We start from the raw sequence: 26,546 nt of genomic DNA, 5'->3' as shown, positions 1-26,546 counted from the left end.
AGAGACAGAAGAAAGGGGGAATAAGCAGCGTGTTGAACAATGAAATTTTGGCTTCCTTTTGGAGGATCAATAAAGCGATCAATAAATTAATAAAGCAAGACGCGGATCGGCTTGGCATTACGGTTGTGCAGCTGAAAGCCATTTATATCATTCATTTAAATCCAAATATAAGCCTGGGAGAATTAGCTGAAAGGCTGATGCTGACAAACAGTACGGTCAGCGGTGTGATTGAGCGGCTTGTTCACAACGGGCTGGCTGAAAGGATCATTCCGCAGGAGGATCGAAGAAGTGTGTTTATTGATTTAACAGAAGAAGGAAAAGCCGTGTTCGAGCAAATCGTTTCGTCTGAATCGAAGCTCGTCAAAAAATTAAATGATATTCTTGAGCTGCCAGAAGAGGAAATTTCCCATCTTCTGCGCCTGCACCAAATTGTTTTAACAAAGCTCTCATCAGAGGAGGAACAGGAGTCATGAACGCAAAGCGTTTAATTTTGATTAACATTATTATCCTATTGGTTTTAGTAGGCGGCGGCGTAGGCGGCTATGCTTACTACAATAAAGCTGTCAATTACTTAACGACAGACAACGCTCAAATCGCCGGTCAGCAAGTAACTATTTCTGCACCTGCAAACGGAAAATTAACAGAATGGAAAGGCAATGTCGGTGAAGAGTTCTCTAAAGACGCGAAAGTTGGCACGCTTTCTGTCACAGGTACAGATGGACAAGCATCACAGATGAACATTACACTTCCAACAGCCGGAACGATTGTTCAAAGCACAGCCGTTCAAAATTCATTTGTTGCTGCTGGAACACCGCTTGCGAAAGCGTACGATTTAAACAATTTATGGGTTACGGCTAATATTGAAGAAACAGAAGTGGATCAAGTAGATGTAGGGCAGGACGTGGACATTTATGTAGATGCTTTTCCGAATTCAACGTTAAAAGGAAAAGTCACACAAATCGGCTCAGCAACAGCTGGAACATTTTCTTTGCTGCCAAGTTCAAACAATACAGGGAACTTTACGAAAGTCACGCAGGTCGTTCCTGTAGAAGTATCGATTGATGACAGCAAGGGCGTAGCCATCGTTCCTGGTATGAACGTAACCGTGCGAATTCATAAGTAGGTGATCACATGTTAATATATGGAGCAGTCTATGTTCTTTTATGCGCTTTAGTGCTGCTGCTCTTTAATTTTAGAGCGGTGAAACGAAGAAAACAGAACGTGAATCAACCGGTTATGATACGTGAAGAAAGTAAAAGAAGCCCTGAAGAAGCCCGTCTGGATCGGAAAGAAGAAGACGATGAGGCTGCTTTTCCACGGGATTTATCCGAAGAAACAGCAGAGGTGCTTCAAAATTCCGCTGTATCAGAGCCGGCATTGGAATATGTAGAAGCAAATGTTCAGCCGAAAGAAGAAATAGTTGAGGAGCCGAAGCAAACGGCTTCGGAAGCACCAAAAAACTTCCACACAGGAAGAATTTTAACGGCTTTAATGCTTGGTGCTTTCGTGGCGATTTTAAACCAAACGCTGCTGAATGTAGCGATTCCGCATATTATGAATGATCTGGGTGTTTCAGCCAACACCGTTCAATGGCTGACGACGGGCTATATGCTCGTGAACGGAATTTTAATCCCGGTTACGGCGTTTCTTATTGAAAAGTTTGGAACAAGGAAGCTGTATATTACGGCGATCCTTCTGTTTACGGTCGGTTCACTCATTTGTTCGTTATCGGTAAACTTCACCATGCTGATGATTGGACGGCTAATTCAGGGGAGCGGAGCAGGGATTATTATGCCGCTTCTCATGACGGTATTTTTCGTGCTGTTCCCGCCGGAAAAACGCGGAAAGGCAATGGGGCTTATGGGCGTTGTTATGATTTTTGCACCTGCAATCGGCCCGACCTTATCCGGATGGCTGATCGGCCATTATTCCTGGAGACTGCTGTTTGACATCGTTATTCCAATTGGCGTGCTTGTATTAGTTTTAAGCTTTTTGTGGATGAGAGATGTTACGAAAATAACCAATCCGAAATTTGATTTACCCGGGTTCCTGTTTTCCACAATTGGTTTTGGATTCCTGCTGTACGGCTTCAGTGAAGCCGGAAATAACGGTTGGGACAGCACGGTCGTTGTTCTTTCGCTTGTGATCGGGATTGTGTCATTGATCGCTTTTGTTTGGCGGGAATTGACTACAGAAAAGCCAATGCTTGATTTGCGTGTATTTAAATATGATATTTTTGCACTGACAACGGTCGTCAGCATGATCGTGAATATGGCAATGTTTGGTGCAATGATTCTGCTTCCGATTTATCTGCAGAACATTCGCGGCTTTACGGCACTCGAATCCGGATTGCTTATGCTTCCGGGTGCGATCGTGATGGGGATTATGTCTCCGATTGCCGGGGCGCTGTTTGATAAAATCGGTGCCAGATGGCTCGGTGTGATCGGCTTAACGATTACCGTTTTAACAACATGGCAGTTCACGATGCTCAGCATGACAACAAGTTACAGTCATCTGCTGGTTTTATACGTACTGCGGATGTTCGGTATGTCCTTTATTATGATGACTATAATGACGGAAGGGCTCAACCAGCTGCCCCGCCATCTTGGTTCACATGGAACAGCCGCTTCCAATACGGCGAGACAGGTTGCCGGCAGTATTGGAACCGCATTTCTTGTCACGGTAATGACCACAAGACAAGGGGCGCATTATGGTGCCTATCAAAATACGGTTACAAGCTCTAACTCTTTTCTTTCCAATCAGTTTGAGCAGATGAGCCAAAGCTTGTCTGCTATGGCCCACTTGCCGGGGGCGGCAGGAAACCAGCTTACAACTCAGCTTCTTTACGCCCAGGCCGTACAGCAATCGACCATTGACGGCATTAATGATGCTTTTATGGTCGCGACAGGGCTTTCTGTGCTCGCCCTCATTCTTGTATTTTTTGTGAAACGGGCACGGATTAAAGAACAATAATCAATTGAATGTCCACCCTAGAAGGCAATCCCTTTTAGGGTGGATTTTTTTATGGTTAAAACAGGGCTTTCTTTTTTGAACCAGCTTTATATTTGTACTTTTCGACCGATATAAAAACAGATGTTCTATTTTGGTGGGAAGGAATTGATTTATGGGTTTTATTGTTTTACTTCTATTAGGCGCGATAATGATATCGGCCGCCAGGTTTTCCGGCAGTTCCAGGCGTAAAAAAGGAGTGCTTGGTGAAAGAACCGTTCAAGAGGAGCTGGACAAGCTCGACCGAGCGGTATACACCGTTTTTCATGATCTTTATATTCCAAGAAGCAATGGCCGGACGGCGCAAATTGACCACCTGGTTTTGTCAAAGCACGGTATTTTCGTAATTGAAACCAAAAACTTCAGCGGCCGAATTTTCGGTGATGAGTCAGAAAAGTATTGGATCCAAAAGACCTTGAAACGAAGAGAAACCTTTTACAATCCGATTTGGCAAAATGCAGGTCATATTCGTGCATTAAAAGAGTTTTTTGGCCATTCGAATGGAATAAAATATTATTCATTCATCGCTTTTACAAGAAAGTCCCAGCTTGAGCTTGAAGAGCCTTTCAAGGAAGCAAGTGTTTTGTATGCAGATCAGCTGGTGGAAGCTTTTTGTGCTCACCGAAAACAGCGCATGAATGCCGTGCTTGTGCGAGAGCTCGCCGAGAAGCTTGAGCCTTTTAATGAAGCGGGAAGGAGAAAAAAACGGGCGATTGAAAAAAAGCACGTACGGGCTATTAAAAGTGGAAAACGGCAAAGGGAACGAAACAAAAGTGAGGGAGTCTGCCCTAGATGCGGCGGGGCATTGGTAAAGCGGACTGGAAGGTATGGAGCCTTCAAGGGCTGCAGCCATTTTCCGGAGTGCCGGTTTACGAAAGTAAGAGAAGACTAGCTGGCTTTTCTGCCGAAAAAAACAGCAGATGCCGGCCGGCGTCTGCTCAGTGTGTAGACAAAGTCTTTCGCTTTTAAAAAAGAGCCGATAAGTGGTGTTGAAAATCCATAAGCAAGGACTGAATAGACATTTTCTTTTTTTAAAATAGAGAGATATGACCTTATTAGCCCTATACAATCTTGTCGCAAGCCACTTGGCGGCGGGAGGGCAGCACAGACTCCTATGGGACTAGCGGGCAGCTGAGACCGGTGAAGCCGCCAGGCGAAGTCGGGCTCAGCACCTGCCCCATGGAAAGCGGAGCTGCCTGGACGCCGCCGATCTATCCTATTCATGTGCACGGTCATCCATATAATTTGCCTACAGTTTAGGCAGATGCCGGCCGGCATCTGCTTTTATGATTCGGTTTGATAAAGCAATCCTTTTTTACGGATTCGCCCTTCCAGCTCTTCTGCAAATGGAATTTTGGGATGAATCGTATATCGGGCCGGCTTTGCTGCCAGCTCAGCTGCTTCTTCAGCTGATCGCGGGTGCCATTCTTCGGAGTCGAATCCTTCTGACAGAAGGGCTTTGGCGGTGATCCGGTCAAACTTTTCGACAACATCCGGAGAACAGTCATTTACATAAACAAAATGCTGCATTAAATCGTGCCATTGTTCTTTCGTCGAAACCATTTCCGTCCGGATAATGTGGTGAAAAGCGTGGCATTTTCGGCAAATAAGCTGGATGTCGAGCAGGTGGCACACCTTGTTCGTAAAGTCGTATTCCTCCACTTCATGAAGGTGAAGGTGCCGCATATCCTGCTCCTGCTGGGGTTTCCATCCACAAATGCCACATTGTTTTCCTTGCTGCTCCAGTATAAAAGGACGCAGCTTCGTCCGCCAAAAGAAAGACGAGACCATTTGGCGAACCGTATGGCCGTGGAAAAGAGGGGGCTTGGCAGAAGGAAGCAGTTTAAAGGCAGTCAGGTCCCAATTTCCTGCTTCGTTTTGTGCTGATTTCACGTTCGGATTTCCTCACTTTTTTAAGAGATGACGTAGCTTCAGTATGCCACCTTCTTTCTCCCTCTTCAACGCACTTTTCATACCCAAAGAAAACAGAGGGCAATAGCTGTGAATGCACAGAGAAAAGGAGAGCCGCTTGCTTGAATGGCTCTCCTATTATAGAAGAAACAGTTATCCTTTCGGGGGATAGGGATCATGACCGTAGCTGTTTGATTCTCCGATTTGTCCATTTTTTTTATGAATTCTATGTTCTGTTTTATCTCTTTTCGCTTTTTCGCGCCCGTCTTTTTCTGCTTCCGCTTTGGTTGAATGATGGCTGAGCGTTTCCCCTCCTTGTTTGTTATCCCAGCCGCCGTTTGAATTTGGAACAGTATGAACCTCTGGCTCTTTTTTGTCTGCCATAACACGTCACTCCTTTTTGCTGTTATAAACTGCGTTTTTATTCTTCTTCACTGTTTTTCCTTTTTTAAAAAGGAACAAACGTAAGGGGGAAGTAGATTAGCATGTTTTTCTCTTCAGTATGTTGATTTAAGATGATCTTTTTCGAGGGACTTCCAGATGAAACCATTGACTCTATGAAATATCTTGTTATAATTATGAACAAATCTATGTTAGGAAATCTAACAAAGGGTGAGGGACATGAAAAAAATCGAAGCGATTATTCGGCCGGAAAAAATCACGGAAACAATCAAGGGGTTAAAACATATTGGTGTTACGGGTTTTACAGTCTCGCAAGTAGTAGGCAGGGGGAAACAAAAAGATACACAGGGAGTGTATCGGGGGAAAAGCTATAAAGTCACACTGCATCCGAAAGTAAAGCTGGAAATCATTTTATCTGATTATATGGTAGAGCCGACGATCGATACGATTATCAAGTCTGCTCAAACAGGGGAAGACGGAGACGGAAAAATTTATGTGTACCCAATTCTAGAAGCTTACAATATTCGTACAGGCCAGCCGGACGTTGAAATTGATGATGTGAAGCAGGGAGGACGAAGCTGATGGAAGTCATCCATTTGAATACAATCTGGGTCGTCATCGCAGCCGCTATGGTGCTGTTTATGGAAGGCGGCTTTAGTTTACTGGAAGCAGGTTTTGTGCGGACAAAAAACGCGGTCAATGTGACGATGAAAATCTTTGTCGATTTAACAATTGGCGCACTGGCGTTTTGGATGGTCGGATTTGGTATTATGTATGGAAAAGATGCATTTGGTTTGATTGGGACAAGCTTGTTTGGCAGCCCGGAAAATATTGCTCTATCCATCGACCTGCCTAGTGCGGCATTTGTGTTGTTTCAAATGGGCTTCGCGGTTGCCTGCGTATCTATTGTATCCGGCGCAGTAGCAGAACGAATGAGCTTTAAAGCATACATGTTAACAGCAGCGATGATTTGTGTCCTTGTTTATCCGCTGTCCGGCCACTGGATTTGGAACAGCGACGGCTGGCTGGCACAGCTTGGCATGAAGGACTTTGCCGGTTCTGCGGCAATTCATGCACTTGGCGGCTTTGCGGCATTTGCCATGGCAAAGCGCTTAGGAGCAAGAAAGGGCCGGTTTAATTCAGATGGCAGCGTCAACGTATTTGCGCCAAGTAATATTCCATTAGCATCTGCCGGCGCTTTTATTTTATGGTTCGGCTGGTTTGCGTTTAACGCGGGGAGTACACTTGATGCAACCAATGCTTCCTTAGCAGCGATTGCCCTGCATACCATGCTGGCGGGAGCGAGCGGCGGAACGACGGCTCTTTTACTGACGATGAGCAAATTTGGTAAAGCAGATCCGAGTATGACGATGAACGGAGTACTTGCCGGTCTTGTAGCTGTAACAGCCGGCTGTGCATTTGTGGAAAGCTGGAGCGCCATCGTCATTGGGGCGGTCAGCGGCATCATTGTCATTTATGCAACATTGCTTGTCGACCGCTTGAAGGTAGATGATCCTGTTGGAGCGGTAGCTGTCCACGGCTTCAACGGGGTGTTTGGTACAATCGCTGTTGCTTGTTTGATTCTTCTCAAGGTCTTTTTACAACAGGAGATGCCAAGCTGCTCGGTGTTCAAGTGCTCGGAGCGGCGGTAGTCGTTATCTGGGGTCTGACTGCCGGACATACCATGGCGGTCATTTGTGAAAAAACAGTTGGTTTGCGTGTAAGCGAACGGGAAGAAGAGGAAGGGCTGGATATGTCTTTTCACGGGATTCCGGCTTACAACGAGTTGGAGCGTTTTACCGATGTGCCAACCAGCTTGTATGATTTTGAAGAAACAACAGGGATTACAGTAGCGCCTGTTCATAACAAAAAAGCAGCAGTTAAATAAGCGAAAAAACGATCATCCTTTATTGACGAAAGAGGATGATCGTTTTTTTCTTTAAAATGAGCAGTTTTCAATGATGAGAATATACATTAAAATAGTAAATATTGGTTGTTAAGAATACTTGCATCACATAAAAGGATGGAGACTTTTGTTCAACAAATTATGGATGAAGCTTGTGATCGTTTTTGGGGCGGCCGACCTTCTGATAACATCCTTCACAGCATTCCGCATCTGGTCTTTTGGCAGCCAGGTGGAATATCAAAAGGCCGATGCCGCTATTGTACTCGGCGCTGCGGTCTGGAACGGCAAGCCATCGCCTGTTTTGCGTGAAAGAGTCGATCATGCCCTTTGGCTGTATAAGAATGGCTATGTGGACAAGCTGATTTTTACGGGCGGAAGAGGCGATGGAGAGAAAGCAGCGGAATCGGAGGCGGCAAGAGACTATGCAATGAAGAAAGCCGTACAGACGGATGACATCTTGATTGAAACAGAATCCGCCATTACGGAAGAAAACCTTCAATATGCTTACGAGCTGGCGAAAGAAAAAAAGCTGAAAACTTTTGCGCTTGTCAGTGATCCGCTGCATATGAAGCGTGCTATGCTGCTGGCGAAAACAATCGGAATGAATGTTTATTCGTCACCTGCCCAGACGTCCGCTTATCAAACGATCAACAGCCAAATCCCGTTTCTCTGCCGGGAAGTGTTTTTGTACATAGGCTATGTGGTAAGCCGACCGTTAGAGGATATCAAGAGACGAATGAAGGTCTTGTTTTAGTGTAAATAAAGCCGTCCATCCCTGCTGTAAAAGGATGGACGGCTTTTTTAATGAGTAGAGTGGCGTTTTTTCGCATTCATTAAATACTGGACAAATACTTCGTCACGAGCCAGCCAGACGGATTCCTGCCGTTTTAAAAAATGTTCTCCTTCTTCAAAGCTTGTGAACGTTTCCGGCCGCTGTTCATGATTCTGTTCAATACCCCATTGTTCAGAAGACAGAGGATGCAGTAAAAAGCCATCATTCTGCCTGTTTGTGTACAGGGCGCCAAAAGAACTTTCTGGCAGGTTGTAGCGGTTACGTTTCGCATCTTCTTTGAGCGGCTCGCGGCCGAATACAGCTGTTACAAACAGCTCAAACGCTTCTGCTGATAAAGAGCAGCCCGAGGCTTTTGCATGGCCGCCGCCGCCAAAAAGCCCGGCAGTGCGCGAAACATCAACGTCATCGTGAATAGTCCGGAGACTGATCCGCCTGCTGCCCACACTGATGATGGCGATGTAATCGAGATGGGAAAACTCTTTACTTAGTTCATTGCCAAGCTCAGAATGGTACGATTCTGCATGAACAACGCCGGCCCATTGGTCGTGGACATAGGCCTGTATAACCTCGCGCTTTTTCCGGCGGATGTATCGCTCTGTTTTTCTTTCTTCCATATCCAGAATTTTCTCTTCAAATTCATTGAAGAAAAAGTGGTCGCCTGTGTTCAGCCGGTTCAGCATGGCTTCTTCAAATTCGTCAATGGAGACTAAAAAGAAAAGGGCATTCAGCCGCTGGGCTTTTCGATTGTTGAGCTTTTCCCAGTCCCACGTATCGTACTGGCGGACGAGCTCTACAAATTCGGCTACAGCTGTCGAGTGTGTAAGGTGTTCGTGTTTCAGGAGATATTCATAAAATAAAGAAGTGGCCGAGGCTGGGCGGTCTGCCTTTTCTTCAATCACCACATGTCCCCATTTGTAGTTGTTCAGGTGCAGTGCCGTTTGATGGTGATCGAGCAGCTGAACTTTTCCGCCGTTTTGATAAAACTGATTCAGCTTTTCTTCGTTTTCTTCGTTCACGGATAAATCGGTAATAAACAGAAACGTGTCCGGATCTCCGTTTTCTAAAAACCATTCGACTTCCTGGTTTAGTCCGGAAATGGAATTGTAGCGGACACTTACATCAGAGCCAAAGGCAAGTTTTGCTAAAATCCCGCATGAAACACCGTCCAGGTCATTATGAGATAACAGTTTGTACATATTTTTCACCTCAAAACGTAGTATGAGGACAAAGGGCAAAAAATATTGAAAAGTGCTCTTTCTTTCTGACGGGTATGCCGTCTTTTATTTTGGATAAAATAGAAAGAAAAGGGGTGAAAGAATGACGCTGGTCCGTCTCGGTTACGCAGCTATGAGCATGAATGTTCAAAATGGTTCTCCTTCTCAAACAATGACCCATGCTCAGTTTTCGAAAATTGGGGACAGGGAAGCGGCCATCCATAAACTAGAACGTATTGCGATGTCAAACCTCCATAATTGTCTGCGCCTGCTTCGGCACAATGCGGCGCATGATATTCACTTTTTTCGGCTTAGTTCCAAACTGATTCCAATGGCGAATCACCCGGAACTTTCGGATTGGAATTACATAAAGCCGCTTGGAGAAAGCTTGAAGGCGATTCGCTCGTATTTAAAAGAGCATCAGGACATGCGGATTGACTTTCATCCGGATCATTTTGTTGTGTTAAACTCACCGAAACCTGATATTTTAAAAACGGCTGTTCAAACACTCCGTATGCATCGGCTGCTGTTAAAAGGAATGGGGATTGCCCCCGAACACCGATGTGTTGTACACGTAGGCGGCGGCTATCGTGACAAAGAAGCGGCACTCGAGCAGTTCGTGGAAAATTGGGGGCTTCTTCCCGCTCCTTTGCAGCGCATGATGATGCTTGAAAATGATGATAAAACCTTTACGATCAATGAAACGCTGTACTTATGTGAAAAGCTTGGTGTTCCGGCGGTGTTCGATTATCATCACCATGCAGCCAACCATGAAAAGGAAGCAGAATGGGAGGCGGCATGGGAGCGCGTCACCGCTACATGGCAATCCTCTGCGCTGCCAGTGAAAATGCATATGTCGAGTCCGAAGTCAGAAGAAGATTTCAGAGCCCATGCGGATTTTATTGATGAAAAGGAATTTCTGCATTTTCTTCATCGTGTGAAAGGAAGCGTGCCGCAAATCGATGTCATGATTGAAGCGAAACAAAAAGATAATGCTCTTTTTGCCTTGATGAGGGGATTGAAAAAAGAAGGAATTGAACAAGTGGATGGAGCCAGCTTTTATTTACAGGGATAAAGGAAAGAAGAATATGTATAAACGCATATTTGATCTTTAAAACAGGTGCCAAAACATAAAGCCAATCCTTTTTAATAAAGGATTGGCTTTATATGGTCCTGCCTTATTTTCGTTTCAGGTTCATCTTCTTGCGTTTTCTTGGTACATCTATAATAGTCAGCTCACAGCCGGCTTCTGTACCGTATGGATCGCTTGAGCCTTGATCCGCTTTTCCGGACTGTGATGGCTGCCCTTGTTTATTGCTCGTACCAGCTTGTTGGTTAGAAGAGGCAACAGACATATCAGATCCGGCTTCTGTGCTATACGGATCTGAGGCATTCTGTCGACTTTTCCCGGCTTGTGCAGAGCTGTCCTGTTTGTTGCTCCGTCCCGGTTTTTGATTGCCGAAAGTAAAGGACGTATCCGAGCCGGCTTCTGTACCATACTGATCGGATGAATTCTGCTGGCTTTTCCCGGCTTGTGCAGAGCTGCCCTGTTTGTTGCTCCGTCCCGGTTTTTGATTGCCGAAAGTAAAGGACGTATCCGAGCCGGCTTCTGTACTATATTGATCCGACGCATTTTGCTGGCTTTTTCCAGTCTGTGCAGAGCTGCCCTGTTTGTTGCTTCGTCCCGGTTTTTGATTGCCGAAAGTAAAGGACGTATCCGAGCCGGCTTCTGTACCATACTGATCGGATGAATTCTGCTGATTTTTCCCAGATTGTGCCGAGCCGCCCTGCTTGTTGTTTTGCCCGGCTTTTTGATTGCCGGAAGTAACGGACATATCGGAACCGGCTTCTGTGCCATACTGATCAGACGAATTCTGCTGGTTTTTCCCGGATTGTGCTGACACGCCTTTCTTGCTGTTCTTCCCGGTTTTTTGAATACGGGAAGCGAAGGACATATCTAAGCCGGCTTCTGTCCCGTATTGGCCGGTTGAATCTTTTTGTTTTTTCTCAGACTTTGCCGCTTCGCCTTGCTTGTTCTTTTTATTTTGCTCGTCAGCCGGTTTTACAGAGATATCGGAGCCGGCTTCGGTTTGGTATCGGTCCACTGAAATGGTTTTCTTTTTTTGATCTTGAATGACGGCGCCTTGTTGATCAATATTGGCTTTGTTGACATTCGGCCGAACGGCCATATCGGAGCCGGCTTCGGTTTGATATTTATAAGTAGATACAGCCTGGTTGGCGTTTTTGCCAGCATTTTGGCCGCCGGCCTTTTTCTTGTTTTGCTGAGATTGTCCAGCGGGTCCCTGCTTTAGCATATACATATGGAAAAAATACTCGCCAATCGCAATGACAACGGCGCATAAAAGAGCGGCTGCCCATAATGAAATACGCGGTTCAAACAAAAGGGCTCCCAGCAGCCAGACACCAATAAGTGTTAAGCCAAAATCAGCAGCAGATGCTGTAGGATTTCCGAATCTCGGTAAAATAAATAAATCACCGATCAGAAAGCCGGCGGCAGTGAGCAGAACGCTGATTGTGAAGATGTCACCCAAGGAAATATTAAAGAATCCGCCTAGAATAATCCAAAGAACGAGCGTTACCATGACAAATTTTATTAACAATGCTGATACATATTTCATCGTGTTCGTTCCTCCTCCATCTTTAGAATCGTGGCCGTTATGCTTTCCTGCATACAATAAGAGCGCAATACCGGGTAAACAGCGGATGGACCATCACTGATTGGTCATGCCTTTACGTAGGATGTGGAGTTGGCGGTGAAAATATTTAAATTTATTTTGTTTTTTGCTTTTTAAGGATTCAGGAGTTTGGGCAATAAAAAAAAGCCGGCCCTTTGTTTGAAAGGGCCGGCTTTTTTTTATCAATGAGTCAGTATAAAACGGATCCGGAAAAGAAAAATAAAGAAAAGAAGGCAGCTGTTGTATTAATGGGATGATGAAACAATTAAATAAATGGAATCCAGAGGAATTACACGTTGCTTTTTTTTAGCTGTGACGATCGTAACTGTTTCTTCATCCACTTCATGAATATGGCCGGATATGGCTTTTTTGGATAATACAATATTTACCTTTTTGTCGATGTAACCTAATAAGAAAATAGGGAGTGTCATTTTAAAGAAAAGGTGAATCAATTCAGGAGAAGAAGCAACCGTTTCCCCGAATTTAAACATAAGTGCACGTCGAAGAGCGGGGTCAATGTCAAGCAAAGCCGGCTTTTTTTCGAGTCCGGGATGGCGTGTAAAGGACTTGATCGATTGTATTTTTGAAAAAGGAATGATCATTTCCCGCTCTTTTTTCTTGAGAAGCACAAAATTACGTCCAGCCAGCTGAACACGCCCGGATTGCTTGTAAAGGCGCACGCTGCTTTTGGGTAATGCTGTCTGCGGCAGCTTTTTTTTGCCGGCATGCGCTTTCGGCCGGACAGCCCGTCTTTTTCTGCGCTTTCTCGCTTCCAGCTTTTTCTTAAATAAACTTTCTTTACTGTTTTTTATTTTTGTTCGATTACCTTTTTTAACAGCCCGCAGGCCTGCTTCTCCTTCACGCGTAAGCACAACTTCTGCCCACTGGCCGACTAATCCTTCAAATGATACTCTTCGTCCTTCTTCTGACTGTTCATTCGACAAAGCAAGGTTAAGCAGTAATGCGTTCGTTTCATCAATTTTGGCTTCGAGCTCCTCTTGCTGTCTCTCAGGGAGGCAGGAAGGAGGGGATGGAAAAGCCGGTCTGTTTTCGCTCTTTGAACAGTCCTCTTTATGGCTAAAAGAATCATCGAAATGTGAATGTTCCTGCATGGAGTCACTTCCTTTTTGCTCAAGCTTTCCTTTTTATCGCGCGTAAAGAAACAACGTTACTCTTTCTTCATATCGTATGTGATCATTTTTCGCTGGTGACTTGGAAAAATAATTCTATTTTTTTCTAGAAAAGGGGACGGTAGTTTATTCGGATTTACTAGTTAAGCATAGGATGATAGTAGACTGTGAGAAGCAGATGAAAGCAGCAAAACGGTTTACAGCCTGCGCTTTTCTCAGTCCTAATACTTCATTGTAATGGGAAAGGAGGAAAAATATGAGTATGCTAAACTGTAATTGTCATGATTTTGGCAAAGACCATCATCATTCCTGCGGCTGCAACAAAGGCCATTCTTTCAGCCAGTTTCATTCGCACAACCACCACCAGCATCACGATTTCCAGCATCACGGTTTATGCAGCCGCTGTGGACACGGGCATGTGAACCATCATTTTATGGATAAATGCTTGTGTGACGATCGTTTCCGCGTCCGCTTGAGCGGGTTAAGAAGCAGTATGGCGTTTCGTTTGCGGCAGCTGATCGGTGAGCGTGTTAAGGTTATCCTTGAAGAAGAAAAGGTTGTTCAAGGGAGAATTACTTTTGTAGGCAATGATTTTATTGAGATTGTTGTGAAAGTGAAAAAAGAGAAGCCTAATCATGGATTCAAGAAAAAAGTGTTCCTTGTCCAATTTGATCAAATCAAATGGGTAGAACGGCTTGATAAATTTTGCTGACAAGCTCTATGAAAAAAGCGGTATTCCTTATGGAACACCGCTTTTCCGTGTGAAAAGGAAACAAACCGTTTAATCTTATCAGTGTCAATGAGATAAAGGCGGCAAATGGGGCTGTACTTTGCTGTGAACCCGAATGATTCCCCACATTCCCTGTTCGATATCCCAGCGAATGTTGCCGGCCCGATACATATAATCCCCCGGATAGTTATACGTTCCTCCGGCACCGCCAATTAAAAGCAAATCTTCAGTAACACCTGGCACCATGTGGCCGGTGTATGAATCAATGCGGGATTCAATATCTCTCGGGTCGAATTTCCAATTGTGACCGTGCAGATGGAATGTATGGGCCCTTCTGCGTTCGGACGGATTAGTGAGCCGGATTACGATCGGATCACCAGGATACGCTTCAAAAACAGGTGTGGCCGGATCACCGTGTACCTCTGAACTAAATAAATCACCTAAAACAGGATGTTTTCTAAAGCGGTTAATTAATCGTTCTGTCCTGTAATTGAATCCGCGTGACCCGAAATCATAGGTGTCTACTTCATCGTCTTCAGGATCAGGTTTTGGAATGACGCCGTCCAGTGGATCGATAATCACTTTGCCATGCTTATCTTCTAGACGAACACCGTCATGCATCACCAGCACAAATTCTCTATACCTGTCGTTGAGTGGGTGTTGAAGTAGCACATTTGTGCCCGTTCGCACAGGTTCCAGCGTGTAAGGATCGAGATAGGTGGTAAAGCGTGGTTCCGCTATAAAAGCCCCAAATGTTCCAAAGGAGCGGTGATTGCGCAAGTCAGCCATATCCCACATGGCGCAGGTGCCCATGCTGTCCTGCACATGCCAGCGGTACGTGATCGTTTCGCCAGGTCCTACCGTTTGATCTGGATTAAAACCGACCGTGGCGCCGCTTGATGTGGTCACATCATAGTCCAGCATATTGACATGCAGGGAAATCCGCAGGGACGGCGGGTAAAAAGCCTGCTCTTTTACTGGCGGATAAGGATGAATGCCATCCGGAAACGGGAACAAGTCAAACTTGAGCCGGCTTGTCAGTGTCACTTCCACAAGATCGCCGGCGTTTCCTCTAAGCACAAGCGGCTCCGGATTTTTTTTGCCTGACAGAATGTCCTCTACATCTTCTTCTAAAGCAAACACGATGCCGTAAGGATCATGGTCCCCAAACGAGTTGTATAAAATGGGCGTTTGAAAAGCAACAACACTGTATCGGCGAATCGGTGCATTGTGCGCTACTTCAGGCGGAAGGGTAGACTGCGGATCGGCAGGAGCCGGCGGCTTTCCGGTTACTTTAGGCAGCGGTTTTGTTCTTGGTTCCGGCAAAGGCTGGCCAGACAGCGGGATTAAATCCTCTACTTCTTGATCGTATGCACGAATCAGTCCCCACGTGCCGTTCCAGATATCTTCTTCTGTTTCAAAAGCCCACAAATAATCGCCGGCTCTGGGAATATCCATTTCAAACGTAAAAGATTCTGAAATGCCGATATGCTGCTGCGAACGGATCTGGGAATCATTGCTGGGCCGTTCTGATCTCCACCTTAGTCCATGGAGGTTAAAGCTGTGCGATTCCTCATGGGCACCCTGCAGCAGCCGAATGCGGATGGAATCTCCTTCATATGCCCGGAAAACAGGGGTGAGGGGATCTCCATTTACATAAGAGCTGAAAGAGTAGGCAGGGTCACAGTCTTTGCCGAGCCGGAACTGCAGCGGCTCATTTTTGTAATTGACCGCAAAAATACCGGGATCATCCTGTGAGCCGGGGAACTGCGGCGGCTGAATCGGGCAGCCATCTTTATCAAACAATAAGGCGAAATCCTGGACAAACAGTGCAAAGTCACGATAATCAGCGATAAATGGGTGGCGGACGGTAATTTCGGCTCCCTGATCCGTTTCTTCGCCTGTTTTAGAATCCAAAAACTGAGAAAAGCGCGGCTGTACAATAATCGTTCCAAAAATGCCATGCTGCTGATGAGAAACAGGAAACAAATGGTCATGAACGAAAAAGGCTTTTAATTCCGTATCGGCAAAATACTCATACCGGGCAGTTTCATTTGGCAAAACAGAGCTGTCATAATTCCAGCCTACGTTAGCGCCGTCACATACAAGAACATCGAATTTTACGAAATGAATGTGGAAACCGACCTCATAGGTCCGGGTCACCAGCTGAAAAGCGTCGCCATCCAAAATATGAGGCAGCCGATTCGTAAAGTTGATTCGGATGCAGGTGCCGGCTGGTACATGCAAAACAAGCGGTTCAGGTTCTTTTTTTCCGGAAAGCACGTCATCCAGGTCTTCATCCAGTACATAGAATCTGCCTTTTGGGTCATACCAGCCTTGTTTGTTATAAACGATCGGCATTTCAATGACGGATATATTAAACTCGACAACAACCGGGTTATTCATGCACGGATCTACAAAAACAGCTCCCGGCCTTGCATTCGGGACAGCGGCATTTTTCTCAAGCTCGGTCATTTCGCGGCCGCCGACAATGCCGAGAGGAGGGCGGGGTGCCTTGCAGCCGACTTTTCCGGGAATGAAGTTCGGGAATCCCGGTCTTTCTTTTGTTGGGCGCGGCGGACAAGGGCGGTCCGGCAGCGGCTGAAGCGGTGCAATGGGTTTGCCATTTGGGTAGCATTGGCTCCCGTCCTGCAATGTATCAAAAATCCGGTTCATCCCCCACATGCCGGCTTCAAAATGTGGATACAGGTGGCAGTGAATAATCACATCCCCGATTGTACCAGGCAGACTTCCAAGTCCGTATAAAGGCTGAACGCTGTAGTGGGATTGCGGACTGATCGCCTGCGCATCCACGATTTCAGACTGAACGTTACTTGGATCTCTCAGCCATTGGTGCGCATGGTAGTGAAAGACGTGTGTTTCTTTTGAAGCCGCATGAATAAGGCGGATAGTAGCCGGGTCATCCCGGTACCCGCGCAAAATAGGCGTTGCAGGATCACCGAACATCCAGGAATCGTGATGAACTTCTTCCCCTTCAACCTCGGGAGATACAACACCTTCTTCTATCAGCTTTAGGCGGTTATGAAGCGGTTCATATCGGTAGTTAACACCGTGAAACGATTCAGCTTCCTGATTGGTCATCGGGTTAAGCGGCCGGTTGCCCGTTAAATCATCGACTTCCATTTCATCATGGAAAAACCATGCATACTCACGGAAGGAGGGAAGAAAAGGGTTGTGAATATCCGCGAACACGCCGCTGTTGATCGGCCCGCCTGTTACGGGGTCGGTCCACCAGGAGCCTCTTTTTTCAACGAGCAGAGTACCGAAAAGGCCCTGGATACTGGAGCCTTCTTCGGTACTCGATACGTTGCCGACATCGGTGAAAAAGCAAATTCCTTCATACGTAGCCTCCAGCTTGTACAGAAGCTTTTCACCGCATTCAGCCAGTGAGCTCGGATTAAAGCCGACATTGGCTCCGTCTGAGGTCAGCACATTATAATCAATATCTTGAAAATGCATGCCCGCTGCAAAAGGAAGCTGATTTTCAAAGAGAATTTCGACAGTATCCCCTTCGTTCGCCCTGATTGTCAGCGGCTGCACCAGGTCTACCGGGGTAAAAGGGTTTTTGCGGATCAGCTCTTTTATCTTTGCTTCATTTTCCTTTAACACATACATCTGTCCATCAGGGTTATGGTCGCCAAAATTGTTTACCACCATCCGGATGGGAATCGCGACTACATGATAACGACGTATCATCGTTTTCCTCCTCGTTACAGCATGTCATTTAACTCTGGGATGCGCGGATCGCCAGGAAACTCGATATAAAACACTTCGATATTATGAATATGAATGAGCCAATTTCGGTTTTCCAGCTGAGCAAAGTGGGTCGTTTCGACTGCAAGCTCTACCTGGTCTCCTATCAAGGAAACAATTTCACCGATAAACATAAAGGGATAAGAAGGAGTCAGTAGAAAAGCCCTCTGGCCAATGGCTGCCCTGAAGTGTTCCACCAGCGCAGCATCATGCATACCGTTATGGTCATTTAAACCGGAAGATCTAGGCGTCATTTTTTTACACTTCCTTTCTTCCTGATTTTAAATAAGCGGAAACCGCTCACTGCAATCAAAACAAGGCGTCAGCTGGGCAATTTTTTCAAAAGGAATGGACAGCGGCAGCGGAAACTGGAAAAATGGTGCATTCAAAATTTTAATGGTGACCGGATCAATCGTCAGGTGGCTTCTTTCCACTTCAACAATCGGTCCGCAAAAAATAGGTCTGAATGTCTGGCCAAGCAAATTTAGTTGAGACGCTTCGGTAATAATTAATACACTTTGGCCTATCAAAGTGGTCAATTCTTCAAAAAATTCATCATCGTCTTCGTCGTCTTCATCTTCCTCATCGTCTTCCTCATCGTCTTCCTCATCCTCTTCTTCTTCTTCTTCTTCTTCTTCTTCTTGCTCCTCGCGGTCTTTTTCCTCATCCTCTTTTTTATCGTTTCCTTGTTCTGCTGCATGTTCCTTTTCTTCCGTGTTGTCCTCTGATATCTCAAGTTCTTTATTCGTATTTTCATTTTCCGCGGCAATTAGGTTTTCATCTTGTTTTTCTTTCTCATCCCGTTTGTTGCTCATTCTATCTCTCCTTTACTAAAAGAATCCGCAGGCAAGACATGTGAAGGCTGAGGCAGTGAGAAATGGGGAACACATTCACTTAAAATATTCGGGAAAGCCTTGTTACAATTAATGGAAATAGACTTATGTAACGTATGCTTTGAATTGTAACAATATGCGCAATCTCAATTTCGTGCTTTTCCTTCCAAAAAGATAGACGGAGAGTTTGGCTGTCCGTATCCTTCATTTTTCCGAATAAAGTTTTTTTTTCAGTCTCGACCTTCACCCATAAGTACTTCCAGGAATTCAAATTTGTTAAAAGTGTTTCCTCGTAAAACTGCTGAATGAGTACATCTCTCGCGGCAACGGTCTCACCAAAATTGGAAAGTAAACGCTGTTTTAGCTGATTATCATAAATAAGGTTTTGGTGGGTAGTGGAATAAAGAGGAATACCTGTTGGAATATTAGCGGATTCAATTGCTTGAAAAGGAATCCAAATCCGCTCTTTTGCATTTGTGAGCATCACAAAATCACGGCCAACCGCATTCACTTTGCCCGTTGTTTCAACAACTTGCCTACTGTTTTTCAGAAAAACGATTACCTGCTGATTTCGTCTCATCTTAAAGAATTTTTTCAGTATTAAAAACTTTCTTTTTTGAGGAGCAAATTTTGCGATCTGCAGCAGATTCGCCTGTTCTTTGTATTCAGTAAACAAGCGTATTTCTTCTGTAGGCGCTGCTCCAGCAGGAGAGCTGAATCTTTCTTTTGTTTCGTCTGTTTTGCTTTCAGTTCGCGGTTCCTGTTTTCTTTTTTCGAGCAATGCGGAAAGGTATTGATCAAATCTCATATGGGTTTTCATTATGTTCCCCCTTATGCCAAACTACAGAAAATGTATATGTACACGCAGAATGATTATTCTTATAAAAAACATCGAGGACAGCAGGTTGTTTTTTGTACTCTGCTGAGTGATTAACTTTAAAAAATCAGTAAAAATGGTTAGATGCATTATACGGGGCTGTAAGTACGTTCATACGATATAGAACCAAGAAAAAACTTGGAATAAATAGGGAGGGGGTTAACGAATACATGGGTAGTTGGAAATGTTATCATTGCAAGTCTAAGAATGACGATAAGGTGAAAAATTGCAAACGTTGCAATGCCTATTATTATAAAAAGGAGGAAAAGGATATGGAGTGTAAAAAGCAAAAACACAAAAAAGTATATACGACGGGGCCTATTTCGAATGCGGCAGCAGGGGCTCAGGTCGCCCAAGAACTATGGGTATCTGCCACAAACTTTGACAAAGATTCTGTACAGGTGAAAGTAGAAGTATTGAACTGGGGCGACCCGGCTATTTCTGCTGGACTTATGACTACACCTGTTGGTATGGCTGTTCCAATGAAAGCGATGGCTGTACCGGTCATGCCGGCAGAAAAAACGAAAATTCCATGCCATCAGACGCAGCACTTTTTTGCAGACTTACTAAATGGCGGTCCTATGGCAACACCGGTTCTTTCATTTGAAATTCGCATCACAGTCATCAGTAAGGATCCTGATGCAAAAGTTGTTTTTAATGCTGTTTCTTACAGCGCAGAAGCAGAAGCAGCAGAGCCGGTAGAAGAAATTGACGTGCTAGGACTGGAAGAAGAAGAGGAAGAAGAGCCGGCAGCAGGCGCAGCAGTAACAGCCGCTTTATTCTCATTCAAAGATTTTGTTTTGCTGGAAAAGAAGTAAAACAGCATTATTGATGTTTTGTAAGACCCCTGAGCTAGAAGGGGTCTTATTTGTGTGAGCAAGAGATATCTGTTTAAGAATACGCATAGCTATAAAAAGCGAAAATTGCAAAGAAAGTTGTTTTTATTAAATTATTCAGCCTGTGAAAGTGAGGTGCAAGAATGAAGGAAGTTACTCTGCTGTATCTTCTAACTATAGACATACTATTATGCAGTATTCTATTCGTGTATGTATTTCGCCGGAAAAAATGGGTCGGCATTCAACTTGGAATGAATATCAGCCAGGTGATGGGCGGAGTCGCGGCTCTGCTAGCTGGGATTGTTTTGATTTTGGCCTTTCCTTTTCATTTTTCGCTGATTACAATCGCTTCCGCTGCAATCGGTGCTGCAGCAGGCGCAGCGTTTGGGCTGCTTTTTGATTATCAAACCTGTTTAGCTGGAGTAACAAACGGCTTCATGGTTGGTATTATGGCTCCTATGCTGGGATCAGTACTAGATATGCCAGGCCAAATCATTTTGTTCGTTCACGGTCTCTTTTTGTTCTGCTTCTTTTTTATTATTATCTCTATTCAAAGGTCGTGAGGAAATTGCTATTCATCTTATTATTAAGCAGCTGGAATGGAGTTGAATTATATCGCATTTATCATTTATTGAAGAAAAAGCGGCTGCTTTTTGACGATCATTTTACACTTGTCATTTGTATGACTATCACGATGCTGACTTCCTTCCTTTTTAGTATGTACTTGATTTTGCTTTTTCCAGGCTTTTATGGCGCTTCTTTGCTTTTCGGGGCATGGGTTGGCTGGAATTTTGGCAAATTGCTGCGAAATCCAGCTCAATTGAATGGGTTATATAATGGAGCAATCGGAGGCGCAATGGGTACGATGCTTGGTGCTGTTCTGCAGAACCCGGCTTTATGTAGAATACCGGTCGAATCAGCCGCCGCTATGGATCTGTACACTATTCCATTTGCTGCTTCCTGCTTTTATGCCTGTATTCTGTTATCTATTCGCTATTCGCTTCGCATGTAGAAAGGAGAGTAGATGCGATGAAGAAAACAGCACTCGCCGCTGCCGTTGTTATAGGGTGTTTTTTCTTTTATTATGTATGGACTTCCTTGTCAGAACTGCCCAAGCTTGGTGAAGTGGATGATTTTTCATTGCAGGAGGTAAGCGGAAATGACTTTTCGGTAAGCGGCAAGCCGATGCTTGTGTCGTTTTTTTATACAAAATGCCCGGACGTCTGCCCTTTTACGATACAGGATTTAAAAAAGCTTCAGCGAGCATTGGCGGAAAAAGGAATAGAAGAAGCGCAGTATAGTATCTTATCTGTTACGCTTGATCCGGCGTTTGATACCGTCCCAGTCATTTTGCAATATAAGGAAGCCTTTGATATTCAATCATCAAACTGGCTGTTTCTGCGCGGCACTGAACAGCAAACGAGAGAATACGCTGAGCAATTTAACATGGTATATGAAAAAAGCGAGGAGGGCGTCATTACGCATTCAACTTCCATGTACATGGTAGACGCGGATGGCCGGATAAGAGCCGTTCATGATATGGCATCGGGGAACAAAAGAGTGGATATTGAGAAAGCAGCCGACCATCTTATACAGTTAATCGAATAAAAAAGTCAGCCCAAATGATTCAATTGGGCTGACTGGGATATCATTTACGCTTTTACCCATTCGGTTTCTAATTCAATGCCGGCTGCTCTCATCATCGTCAGCACCGGGCACCGGGCGTCGGTTTTTTCTTGTAATTCCGCAAGGCGTTCTTCCGATTCGCTTGTGGAAACCTTTGCTTTAAAGGAAACTTTTTCAAAAAACACTTGAACTCCTGGCTCTCCCCGCATACCGAGCGGATCAAGTGCGCCTTTTACATCCATCTCCATGGATTGAAGGTCAAAATTCATTTCCTGTGCCACCATATACGCGATAATGTTTTCGCATCCGGCTAAAGAAGCGAGAAGATAAGAAAGGGGATCGGGGCCTTCATCGCCCCCGCCGACTGCCGGCGGCTCATCCAGTATGATCGTATGCTGCTTTGATTGAATTGTCGTTTTTAATTTTTCCGTCGTACCGGTTACATGAAAAGTCATTTTATCTTTTAAATCCATGTATCGATCCTCCTGTTGTATGGCATGCCTGTATAGCTTGCCGCAGTTCGGAAAATTTAAACCCAAAATCCGCTGGCCAAGCGTATCGAATGAGCTTAATGAGAAGTTGTTTTTAAGCCGGCGGCCCAGTTTTCTGCCGCAAAGTCCCCATTTATTTTTACAGCTGCCTCATAGCCCTGGCTTGCTGCACCGACCAGGCTCGTAAAGGTGTTTTTGGCATCGCCAATAATAAACAAATCCTTGATCTCTGTTTGTCCGTGCTGGCCGGTCACATATTCATGTTGATCATTGAGCCGAATGCCAAGCCGGGCGGGAAGAGAAGAGCCTTGTCTTTCCCCGGTAGAAGCCATAAAGCCGCCGGTGCGGCGGATACTGTCCCCATTTTGCAACACCACATTTTCCAATTGTCCATCTGTCGACTGCAGGTTGGCGATGGGTGTTTCAATCAGCGGAATATTGTAATGCATAAGCTGTTTCTTTTCTTCTGCTGTGATTCCAGCCGGCCCGTTGGAAAAAACGATTAGGTCTTTACTCCAGTTGAAAATGAGTTTAACGAACGGTAGAAGAGCTTTTCCGTCTGCAAAAAGAGCAATCGGGTCGTGCTGCCGTTCCCAGCCGTCACAGTATGGACAATGAAAAACCGTTTTTCCATATACCTTATCAAGCCCCGGAATATCGGGCAGGTGGTCCTTCATACCGGTTGCGAAAATCATTTTTCTGCCGGAAGCCATTTTTCCATTTTTGGTTTTTACCATAAAGAGGCCATTTTTTCGTTCAACATCTTCCACGACATCCTTTATAAAAGTAACATTTGGATACGTTTTTAGTTGTTCTCTGGCAATTTCGCGAATTTCATCCGGGCTGGCTCCGTCCCTTGTTAAAAAACCGTGTGATCTTAGTGTGGCACTGTTTCTTGGCCTGTCTTCATCAATCACAAGCACTTTTTTCAAAGACCTGCCCAAAACGAGTGCCGCATTTAAACCGCCCGGTCCGCCGCCTGCAATGACAACGTCTACTTGTTCATTGTCCATTATTTTGGCCTCCGTTTAATGTCGTATTATCGTTTCGCCTGTTCCCTGAATAACGCGGGATCAAACGTTAAAATGAAGTATGATACCATCCGCTTTGGTCATACTAAGGACCAGGAGGTGTAAGCAAATGGCGAAAGATGTTCTTTGTGAAGTAAACAACTGCAAATACTGGAGTTCTGGAAACAAATGTAGTGCAGATGCCATTTACGTGGTGAGTCATAAAGGCAAGCAGGCCTCCAACCAGGAAGAAACTGACTGTAAAACATTCGTACCAGAAGTGTAAAAATGAGGGGCAGCCATCTGGCTGTCCTCTTTTTTAGTATTGATAATTGCTTCCTTTTCATACACGGATGCACATTATTTTTTTACATGCCGATTTGGAGGAGAGGGATAAACTTTTGCTTTTGTTGGTTGATTCACATGCGGAAGTGGTATGATACTAGAAAGAACTAGAAATGAAAGGGGACTTCTTGTATCATGCGTGAATTACAAAAAGAAATCATTGAAGAGCTGCAAGTACAGCCGCAAATCGATCCGCAAAAAGAGATTCGCCGAAGCATTGATTTTCTTAAAGACTATCTCCGCCAGTATCCTTTCCTGAAAGGATACGTGCTCGGAATTTCTGGGGGGCAAGATTCCACGCTTGCCGGGCGTCTTGCGCAGCTCGCAGTGGAAGAGCTTCGTGAAGAAACTGGCAAGGATTATACCTTTTATGCCGTCCGCCTTCCATATGGAGTTCAAAAAGACGAGCCGGATGCACAGGCTGCTATGGACTTTATTGGAGCGGATGAGCGCCTGACGGTTAATATTAAAGGAGCGGTGGACGCCAGCGAAGCGGCCGTTGAAGCCGCCGGCATTGAGATTTCCGATTTCATAAAAGGAAATGATAAAGCGCGTGAGCGAATGAAAGTGCAGTATGCGATCGCTGCAGCAAAAGGAGCGGTAGTGATCGGAACGGACCATTCGGCGGAAGCTGTTACCGGCTTTTATACAAAGTTTGGTGACGGGGCAGCCGACGTTGTGCCGTTGTTCCGTTTAAATAAGCGCCAGGGCCGTTCTATGCTGAAGGAGCTCGGTGCACCGGAGCATTTGTATATGAAAGTACCGACTGCTGACCTTGAAGACAATAAACCGCTGATCCCAGATGAAGTGGCGCTCGGTGTAACATATGAACAAATTGATGACTATCTTGAAGGAAAAGAAATTCCAGCTGAGGCAGCTGAAAAAATCGAGGCGCATTTTACAAAAACGCGGCATAAACGCCATCTTCCGATTACGGTATTTGATGATTTCTGGAAAAACTAATACTTTCCGGCTGACGCCGGAAAGTTTTTTTATGTGAACAAAAAATGATGTAAACGGTATCCGCCGCAGAACGGGGCGTGTTTTACTTTTTGAATTTTCAATAAACAAAACAATGCCTTGACCGGCTCCATTGAACCATATAAAATGAGGTCAAAATGTGTGAACACGAACAAAAAATAGATAAATGTTTCCGATAATACGGAATTGAAGGGAAGAGAGTAAAATCATGACAGGGAAATCAGAATTGCAGCACCAGGAAATGATTCTTGTACTTGACTTTGGAAGCCAGTACAACCAGCTGATCACACGTCGTATTCGTGAATTTGGCGTATACAGCGAGCTTCATCCGCACACTATTACAGTTGAAGAAATCAAAGAGATCAATCCGAAAGGGATTATTTTCTCAGGCGGCCCAAACAGCGTATACGCAGATGACGCCTTTCACTGCGATGAGCGCATTTTTGACTTGAATGTGCCGATTTTCGGTATTTGCTACGGTATGCAGCTGATGACAAAACACTTTGGCGGTACAGTTTCAAAAGCGTCGCACCGTGAATACGGAAAAGCCGCTATTACCGTTCAAAATGAGTCTGCTCTATTTACAGATCTTCCGAACGAACAGGTTGTCTGGATGAGCCATAGTGACCTTGTAACAGAAGCACCAGCTGGTTTTACAGTTGATGCGGTAAGTCCATCATGCCCAATTGCTGCAATGAGCAATAAAGCTGAAAATCTGTACGCAGTTCAATTCCATCCGGAAGTAAAGCATTCCGTATACGGAAACGATCTTTTAAAGAACTTTGTGTTTGGTGTATGTGGCTGCACAGGCGACTGGTCTATGGAAAACTACGTTGAAATCGAAGTGGAAAAAATCCGCCAAATCGTCGGCGATAAAAAAGTGCTTTGCGCGATGTCCGGCGGTGTAGATTCATCTGTTGTAGCAGTTTTGATCCATAAAGCAATCGGCGATCAGTTAACATGTATTTTTGTTGACCACGGCCTTCTTCGTAAAGGAGAAGCTGAGCAGGTTATGGATACATTTGCTAACGGCTTTAACATTAATATTATTAAAGTTGATGCGAAAGAGCGCTTTATGAACAAGCTGGCAGGCGTATCAGATCCAGAACAAAAACGGAAAATTATCGGTAACGAGTTTATTTACGTTTTTGATGATGAAGCATCAAAACTTCAAGGTATTGAATTCCTGGCGCAGGGAACACTTTACACAGATATCATCGAAAGCGGTACAGCTACGGCGCAGACGATTAAATCGCACCACAACGTAGGCGGACTGCCGGAAGATATGCAGTTTAAGCTAATTGAGCCGCTTAGCACGCTGTTTAAAGATGAAGTGCGTGCGCTTGGAACAGAGCTTGGTATTCCAGAACACATCGTTTGGCGCCAGCCGTTCCCAGGTCCTGGACTGGGCATCCGTGTGCTTGGAGCGATTTCAGAAGAAAAATTGGAAATTGTTCGTGAATCTGATATGATTTTGCGCGAAGAAATCGCCAATCATGGTCTTGAGCGTGAAATTTGGCAGTACTTCACTGTACTTCCGGACATCCGCAGCGTAGGGGTTATGGGAGATGCACGCACATATGATTACACAGTCGGTATCCGTGCCGTAACATCCATTGACGGTATGACATCAGATTGGGCGCGTATTCCATGGGATGTGCTTGAAGTGATTTCTACACGTATTGTCAACGAGGTCGCACACGTAAACCGCGTTGTGTATGACATTACGAGCAAGCCGCCTGCAACAATCGAGTGGGAATAAACGAACAAAAAACACAAAAAAATACTTTTCGTTCGTGTTTTGTATTGACGAACGAATGGTATATCAGTAAAATGAAAGAGTACATTATTACTTTTACATGCATCGTATATCGTCGAGAATAAGGCTTGACAGTTTCTACCGGACTGCCGTAAATGGTCCGACTACGAATGAATGGAAAGAGAATGCCTCTTTCTATATTCTTTTGTTAGTCGTACCCGGA

Annotated in this window: 26 protein-coding genes, 1 pseudogene and 1 riboswitch; of the genes and pseudogenes, 16 read left to right on the top strand and 11 right to left on the bottom strand. The window is 44.9% G+C overall.

The genetic code is table 11. The features are described 5' to 3' along the window. The first annotated feature begins 29 nt into the window (after positions 1 to 29). From M3221_RS15770 to M3221_RS15755, 4 genes are all read left to right on the top strand, one after another. Complete coding sequence (locus tag M3221_RS15770) at positions 30 to 473, top strand: MarR family winged helix-turn-helix transcriptional regulator (protein ID WP_251272691.1); 444 nt, start codon at positions 30 to 32, stop codon at positions 471 to 473. Further along, positions 470 to 1,123, top strand: a complete 654-nt coding sequence (locus M3221_RS15765) for an HlyD family secretion protein (protein ID WP_251272690.1) — start codon at positions 470 to 472, stop codon at positions 1,121 to 1,123. Before M3221_RS15770 ends, M3221_RS15765 begins: the two co-directional genes overlap by 4 nt. Before the next feature lie 8 nt (positions 1,124 to 1,131). After that, a complete protein-coding gene (locus M3221_RS15760) occupies positions 1,132 to 2,973 on the top strand; it encodes a DHA2 family efflux MFS transporter permease subunit (protein WP_251272689.1) in 1,842 nt (613 codons plus the stop codon). A gap of 151 nt (positions 2,974 to 3,124) precedes the next feature. Beyond that, complete coding sequence (locus M3221_RS15755) at positions 3,125 to 3,901, top strand: NERD domain-containing protein (RefSeq protein WP_251272688.1); 777 nt, start codon at positions 3,125 to 3,127, stop codon at positions 3,899 to 3,901. 392 nt (positions 3,902 to 4,293) lie between these two features. On the opposite strand, the gene M3221_RS15750 is transcribed toward M3221_RS15755, so the two are convergent. Both M3221_RS15750 and M3221_RS15745 read right to left on the bottom strand, forming a co-directional pair. Then, positions 4,294 to 4,902 carry a hypothetical protein gene (locus M3221_RS15750; RefSeq protein WP_251272687.1) on the bottom strand — a complete coding sequence of 203 codons (609 nt, stop codon included), beginning with the start codon at positions 4,900 to 4,902 and terminating at the stop codon, positions 4,294 to 4,296. Positions 4,903 to 5,073: 171 nt separating this feature from the next. After that, positions 5,074 to 5,304 (bottom strand): DUF2188 domain-containing protein, encoded by a 231-nt coding sequence (locus M3221_RS15745; protein ID WP_251272686.1) that lies wholly within the window; start codon positions 5,302 to 5,304, stop codon positions 5,074 to 5,076. A gap of 237 nt (positions 5,305 to 5,541) precedes the next feature. On the opposite strand from M3221_RS15745, the gene M3221_RS15740 reads away from it, so the two are divergent. The 3 genes and pseudogenes from M3221_RS15740 (at position 5,542) to M3221_RS15730 (ending at position 7,982) form a co-directional block, all read left to right on the top strand. Next, positions 5,542 to 5,904 carry a P-II family nitrogen regulator gene (locus M3221_RS15740; protein WP_251272685.1) on the top strand — a complete coding sequence of 121 codons (363 nt, stop codon included), beginning with the start codon at positions 5,542 to 5,544 and terminating at the stop codon, positions 5,902 to 5,904. Further along, positions 5,904 to 7,210 (top strand): annotated as a pseudogene (locus tag M3221_RS15735) (ammonium transporter). The gene M3221_RS15740 and the pseudogene M3221_RS15735 overlap by 1 nt, the downstream one beginning before the upstream one ends. Before the next feature lie 145 nt (positions 7,211 to 7,355). Then, positions 7,356 to 7,982, top strand: coding sequence for a YdcF family protein (locus M3221_RS15730; protein ID WP_396120288.1), 627 nt, complete (start codon positions 7,356 to 7,358; stop codon positions 7,980 to 7,982). A 47-nt stretch (positions 7,983 to 8,029) separates the two neighbouring features. On the opposite strand, the gene M3221_RS15725 is transcribed toward M3221_RS15730, so the two are convergent. Beyond that, on the bottom strand, positions 8,030 to 9,217 hold the full coding sequence (locus M3221_RS15725; RefSeq protein ID WP_251272684.1) for a DHH family phosphoesterase: 1,188 nt from the start codon (positions 9,215 to 9,217) through the stop codon (positions 8,030 to 8,032). 121 nt (positions 9,218 to 9,338) lie between these two features. On the opposite strand from M3221_RS15725, the gene uvsE reads away from it, so the two are divergent. Further along, entirely contained in the window at positions 9,339 to 10,310 is a 972-nt protein-coding gene (gene uvsE, locus M3221_RS15720; RefSeq protein WP_251272683.1) for a UV DNA damage repair endonuclease UvsE, read from the top strand. Positions 10,311 to 10,413: 103 nt separating this feature from the next. Here the strand turns inward: uvsE and M3221_RS15715 are convergent, their stop codons facing one another. Together M3221_RS15715 and M3221_RS15710 are read right to left on the bottom strand one after the other, a co-directional pair. Next, positions 10,414 to 11,874: a YndM family protein gene (locus M3221_RS15715; RefSeq protein ID WP_251272682.1), complete on the bottom strand. Its 1,461-nt coding sequence runs from the start codon at positions 11,872 to 11,874 to the stop codon at positions 10,414 to 10,416. Between the two features lie 302 nt (positions 11,875 to 12,176). Beyond that, positions 12,177 to 13,043: an LSm family protein gene (locus M3221_RS15710; protein WP_251272681.1), complete on the bottom strand. Its 867-nt coding sequence runs from the start codon at positions 13,041 to 13,043 to the stop codon at positions 12,177 to 12,179. Positions 13,044 to 13,317: 274 nt separating this feature from the next. Here M3221_RS15710 and M3221_RS15705 point away from each other — a divergent pair, with 274 nt between their 5' ends. Next, the gene (locus M3221_RS15705; RefSeq protein ID WP_251272680.1) at positions 13,318 to 13,773 is read left to right on the top strand and encodes a hypothetical protein; all 456 of its coding nucleotides are present in this window, start codon (positions 13,318 to 13,320) and stop codon (positions 13,771 to 13,773) included. An 84-nt stretch (positions 13,774 to 13,857) separates the two neighbouring features. Here M3221_RS15705 and M3221_RS15700 read toward each other — a convergent pair whose 3' ends face one another. The 4 genes from M3221_RS15700 to M3221_RS15685 form a co-directional block, all read right to left on the bottom strand. Then, positions 13,858 to 17,508, bottom strand: a complete 3,651-nt coding sequence (locus M3221_RS15700; protein ID WP_251272679.1) for a multicopper oxidase domain-containing protein — start codon at positions 17,506 to 17,508, stop codon at positions 13,858 to 13,860. Between the two features lie 14 nt (positions 17,509 to 17,522). Further along, positions 17,523 to 17,819: a hypothetical protein gene (locus M3221_RS15695; RefSeq protein ID WP_251272678.1), complete on the bottom strand. Its 297-nt coding sequence runs from the start codon at positions 17,817 to 17,819 to the stop codon at positions 17,523 to 17,525. A gap of 27 nt (positions 17,820 to 17,846) precedes the next feature. Beyond that, the gene (locus tag M3221_RS15690) at positions 17,847 to 18,380 is read right to left on the bottom strand and encodes a hypothetical protein (RefSeq protein ID WP_251272677.1); all 534 of its coding nucleotides are present in this window, start codon (positions 18,378 to 18,380) and stop codon (positions 17,847 to 17,849) included. Positions 18,381 to 18,459: 79 nt separating this feature from the next. Next, positions 18,460 to 19,218 (bottom strand): hypothetical protein, encoded by a 759-nt coding sequence (locus M3221_RS15685; RefSeq protein ID WP_251272676.1) that lies wholly within the window; start codon positions 19,216 to 19,218, stop codon positions 18,460 to 18,462. A gap of 329 nt (positions 19,219 to 19,547) precedes the next feature. On the opposite strand from M3221_RS15685, the gene M3221_RS15680 reads away from it, so the two are divergent. The 4 genes from M3221_RS15680 (at position 19,548) to M3221_RS15665 (ending at position 21,719) form a co-directional block, all read left to right on the top strand. Beyond that, positions 19,548 to 20,093: a hypothetical protein gene (locus M3221_RS15680; protein WP_251272675.1), complete on the top strand. Its 546-nt coding sequence runs from the start codon at positions 19,548 to 19,550 to the stop codon at positions 20,091 to 20,093. A gap of 161 nt (positions 20,094 to 20,254) precedes the next feature. Further along, complete coding sequence (locus M3221_RS15675) at positions 20,255 to 20,674, top strand: hypothetical protein (RefSeq protein WP_251272674.1); 420 nt, start codon at positions 20,255 to 20,257, stop codon at positions 20,672 to 20,674. A 5-nt stretch (positions 20,675 to 20,679) separates the two neighbouring features. Continuing rightward, positions 20,680 to 21,123 carry a hypothetical protein gene (locus M3221_RS15670; RefSeq protein ID WP_251272673.1) on the top strand — a complete coding sequence of 148 codons (444 nt, stop codon included), beginning with the start codon at positions 20,680 to 20,682 and terminating at the stop codon, positions 21,121 to 21,123. Positions 21,124 to 21,140: 17 nt separating this feature from the next. Next, on the top strand, positions 21,141 to 21,719 hold the full coding sequence (locus M3221_RS15665) for an SCO family protein (protein ID WP_251272672.1): 579 nt from the start codon (positions 21,141 to 21,143) through the stop codon (positions 21,717 to 21,719). A 44-nt stretch (positions 21,720 to 21,763) separates the two neighbouring features. Here M3221_RS15665 and M3221_RS15660 read toward each other — a convergent pair whose 3' ends face one another. Then, positions 21,764 to 22,210, bottom strand: coding sequence for an OsmC family protein (locus M3221_RS15660; RefSeq protein ID WP_251272671.1), 447 nt, complete (start codon positions 22,208 to 22,210; stop codon positions 21,764 to 21,766). Between the two features lie 95 nt (positions 22,211 to 22,305). Then, complete coding sequence (locus tag M3221_RS15655; RefSeq protein WP_251272670.1) at positions 22,306 to 23,241, bottom strand: NAD(P)/FAD-dependent oxidoreductase; 936 nt, start codon at positions 23,239 to 23,241, stop codon at positions 22,306 to 22,308. Positions 23,242 to 23,368: 127 nt separating this feature from the next. Here M3221_RS15655 and M3221_RS15650 point away from each other — a divergent pair, with 127 nt between their 5' ends. The 3 genes from M3221_RS15650 to guaA all read left to right on the top strand — a co-directional run bounded on the left by M3221_RS15650 (position 23,369) and on the right by guaA (position 26,326). Continuing rightward, positions 23,369 to 23,524: a DUF1540 domain-containing protein gene (locus M3221_RS15650; protein WP_242233956.1), complete on the top strand. Its 156-nt coding sequence runs from the start codon at positions 23,369 to 23,371 to the stop codon at positions 23,522 to 23,524. Positions 23,525 to 23,718: 194 nt separating this feature from the next. Then, positions 23,719 to 24,546: an ammonia-dependent NAD(+) synthetase gene (gene nadE / locus M3221_RS15645; protein ID WP_251272669.1), complete on the top strand. Its 828-nt coding sequence runs from the start codon at positions 23,719 to 23,721 to the stop codon at positions 24,544 to 24,546. 226 nt (positions 24,547 to 24,772) lie between these two features. Beyond that, positions 24,773 to 26,326, top strand: a complete 1,554-nt coding sequence (gene guaA / locus M3221_RS15640) for a glutamine-hydrolyzing GMP synthase (protein ID WP_242233954.1) — start codon at positions 24,773 to 24,775, stop codon at positions 26,324 to 26,326. A gap of 83 nt (positions 26,327 to 26,409) precedes the next feature. Further along, positions 26,410 to 26,510: riboswitch (purine riboswitch) on the top strand. Positions 26,511 to 26,546 lie beyond the last annotated feature (36 nt).

The sequence above is a fragment of the Domibacillus indicus genome (assembly GCF_023715895.1).
GTDB classification, from domain to species: Bacteria; Bacillota; Bacilli; order Bacillales; family Domibacillaceae; genus Domibacillus; species Domibacillus indicus_A.
The sequence above is the reverse complement of the archived record's forward strand: the minus strand, read 5'-3'. Positions and strand labels throughout refer to the sequence as shown.

Excerpts from the sequence above, each read along its gene's own strand:
- M3221_RS15765 (WP_251272690.1), top strand. The coding sequence starts at position 470 with ATGAACGCAAAGCGTTTAATTTTGATTAACATTATTATCCTATTGGTT.
- guaA (WP_242233954.1), top strand. The coding sequence starts at position 24,773 with ATGACAGGGAAATCAGAATTGCAGCACCAGGAAATGATTCTTGTACTT.
- M3221_RS15680 (WP_251272675.1), top strand. The coding sequence starts at position 19,548 with ATGGAGTGTAAAAAGCAAAAACACAAAAAAGTATATACGACGGGGCCT.
- M3221_RS15655 (WP_251272670.1), bottom strand. The coding sequence starts at position 23,241 with ATGGACAATGAACAAGTAGACGTTGTCATTGCAGGCGGCGGACCGGGC.
- M3221_RS15725 (WP_251272684.1), bottom strand. The coding sequence starts at position 9,217 with ATGTACAAACTGTTATCTCATAATGACCTGGACGGTGTTTCATGCGGG.
- M3221_RS15650 (WP_242233956.1), top strand. The coding sequence starts at position 23,369 with ATGGCGAAAGATGTTCTTTGTGAAGTAAACAACTGCAAATACTGGAGT.
- M3221_RS15710 (WP_251272681.1), bottom strand. The coding sequence starts at position 13,043 with ATGCAGGAACATTCACATTTCGATGATTCTTTTAGCCATAAAGAGGAC.
- M3221_RS15760 (WP_251272689.1), top strand. The coding sequence starts at position 1,132 with ATGTTAATATATGGAGCAGTCTATGTTCTTTTATGCGCTTTAGTGCTG.
- M3221_RS15675 (WP_251272674.1), top strand. The coding sequence starts at position 20,255 with ATGAAGGAAGTTACTCTGCTGTATCTTCTAACTATAGACATACTATTA.
- uvsE (WP_251272683.1), top strand. The coding sequence starts at position 9,339 with ATGACGCTGGTCCGTCTCGGTTACGCAGCTATGAGCATGAATGTTCAA.
- M3221_RS15755 (WP_251272688.1), top strand. The coding sequence starts at position 3,125 with ATGGGTTTTATTGTTTTACTTCTATTAGGCGCGATAATGATATCGGCC.
- M3221_RS15660 (WP_251272671.1), bottom strand. The coding sequence starts at position 22,210 with ATGGATTTAAAAGATAAAATGACTTTTCATGTAACCGGTACGACGGAA.
- M3221_RS15745 (WP_251272686.1), bottom strand. The coding sequence starts at position 5,304 with ATGGCAGACAAAAAAGAGCCAGAGGTTCATACTGTTCCAAATTCAAAC.
- nadE (WP_251272669.1), top strand. The coding sequence starts at position 23,719 with ATGCGTGAATTACAAAAAGAAATCATTGAAGAGCTGCAAGTACAGCCG.
- M3221_RS15700 (WP_251272679.1), bottom strand. The coding sequence starts at position 17,508 with ATGATACGTCGTTATCATGTAGTCGCGATTCCCATCCGGATGGTGGTA.
- M3221_RS15705 (WP_251272680.1), top strand. The coding sequence starts at position 13,318 with ATGAGTATGCTAAACTGTAATTGTCATGATTTTGGCAAAGACCATCAT.
- M3221_RS15740 (WP_251272685.1), top strand. The coding sequence starts at position 5,542 with ATGAAAAAAATCGAAGCGATTATTCGGCCGGAAAAAATCACGGAAACA.
- M3221_RS15685 (WP_251272676.1), bottom strand. The coding sequence starts at position 19,218 with ATGAAAACCCATATGAGATTTGATCAATACCTTTCCGCATTGCTCGAA.
- M3221_RS15665 (WP_251272672.1), top strand. The coding sequence starts at position 21,141 with ATGAAGAAAACAGCACTCGCCGCTGCCGTTGTTATAGGGTGTTTTTTC.
- M3221_RS15695 (WP_251272678.1), bottom strand. The coding sequence starts at position 17,819 with ATGACGCCTAGATCTTCCGGTTTAAATGACCATAACGGTATGCATGAT.
- M3221_RS15715 (WP_251272682.1), bottom strand. The coding sequence starts at position 11,874 with ATGAAATATGTATCAGCATTGTTAATAAAATTTGTCATGGTAACGCTC.
- M3221_RS15690 (WP_251272677.1), bottom strand. The coding sequence starts at position 18,380 with ATGAGCAACAAACGGGATGAGAAAGAAAAACAAGATGAAAACCTAATT.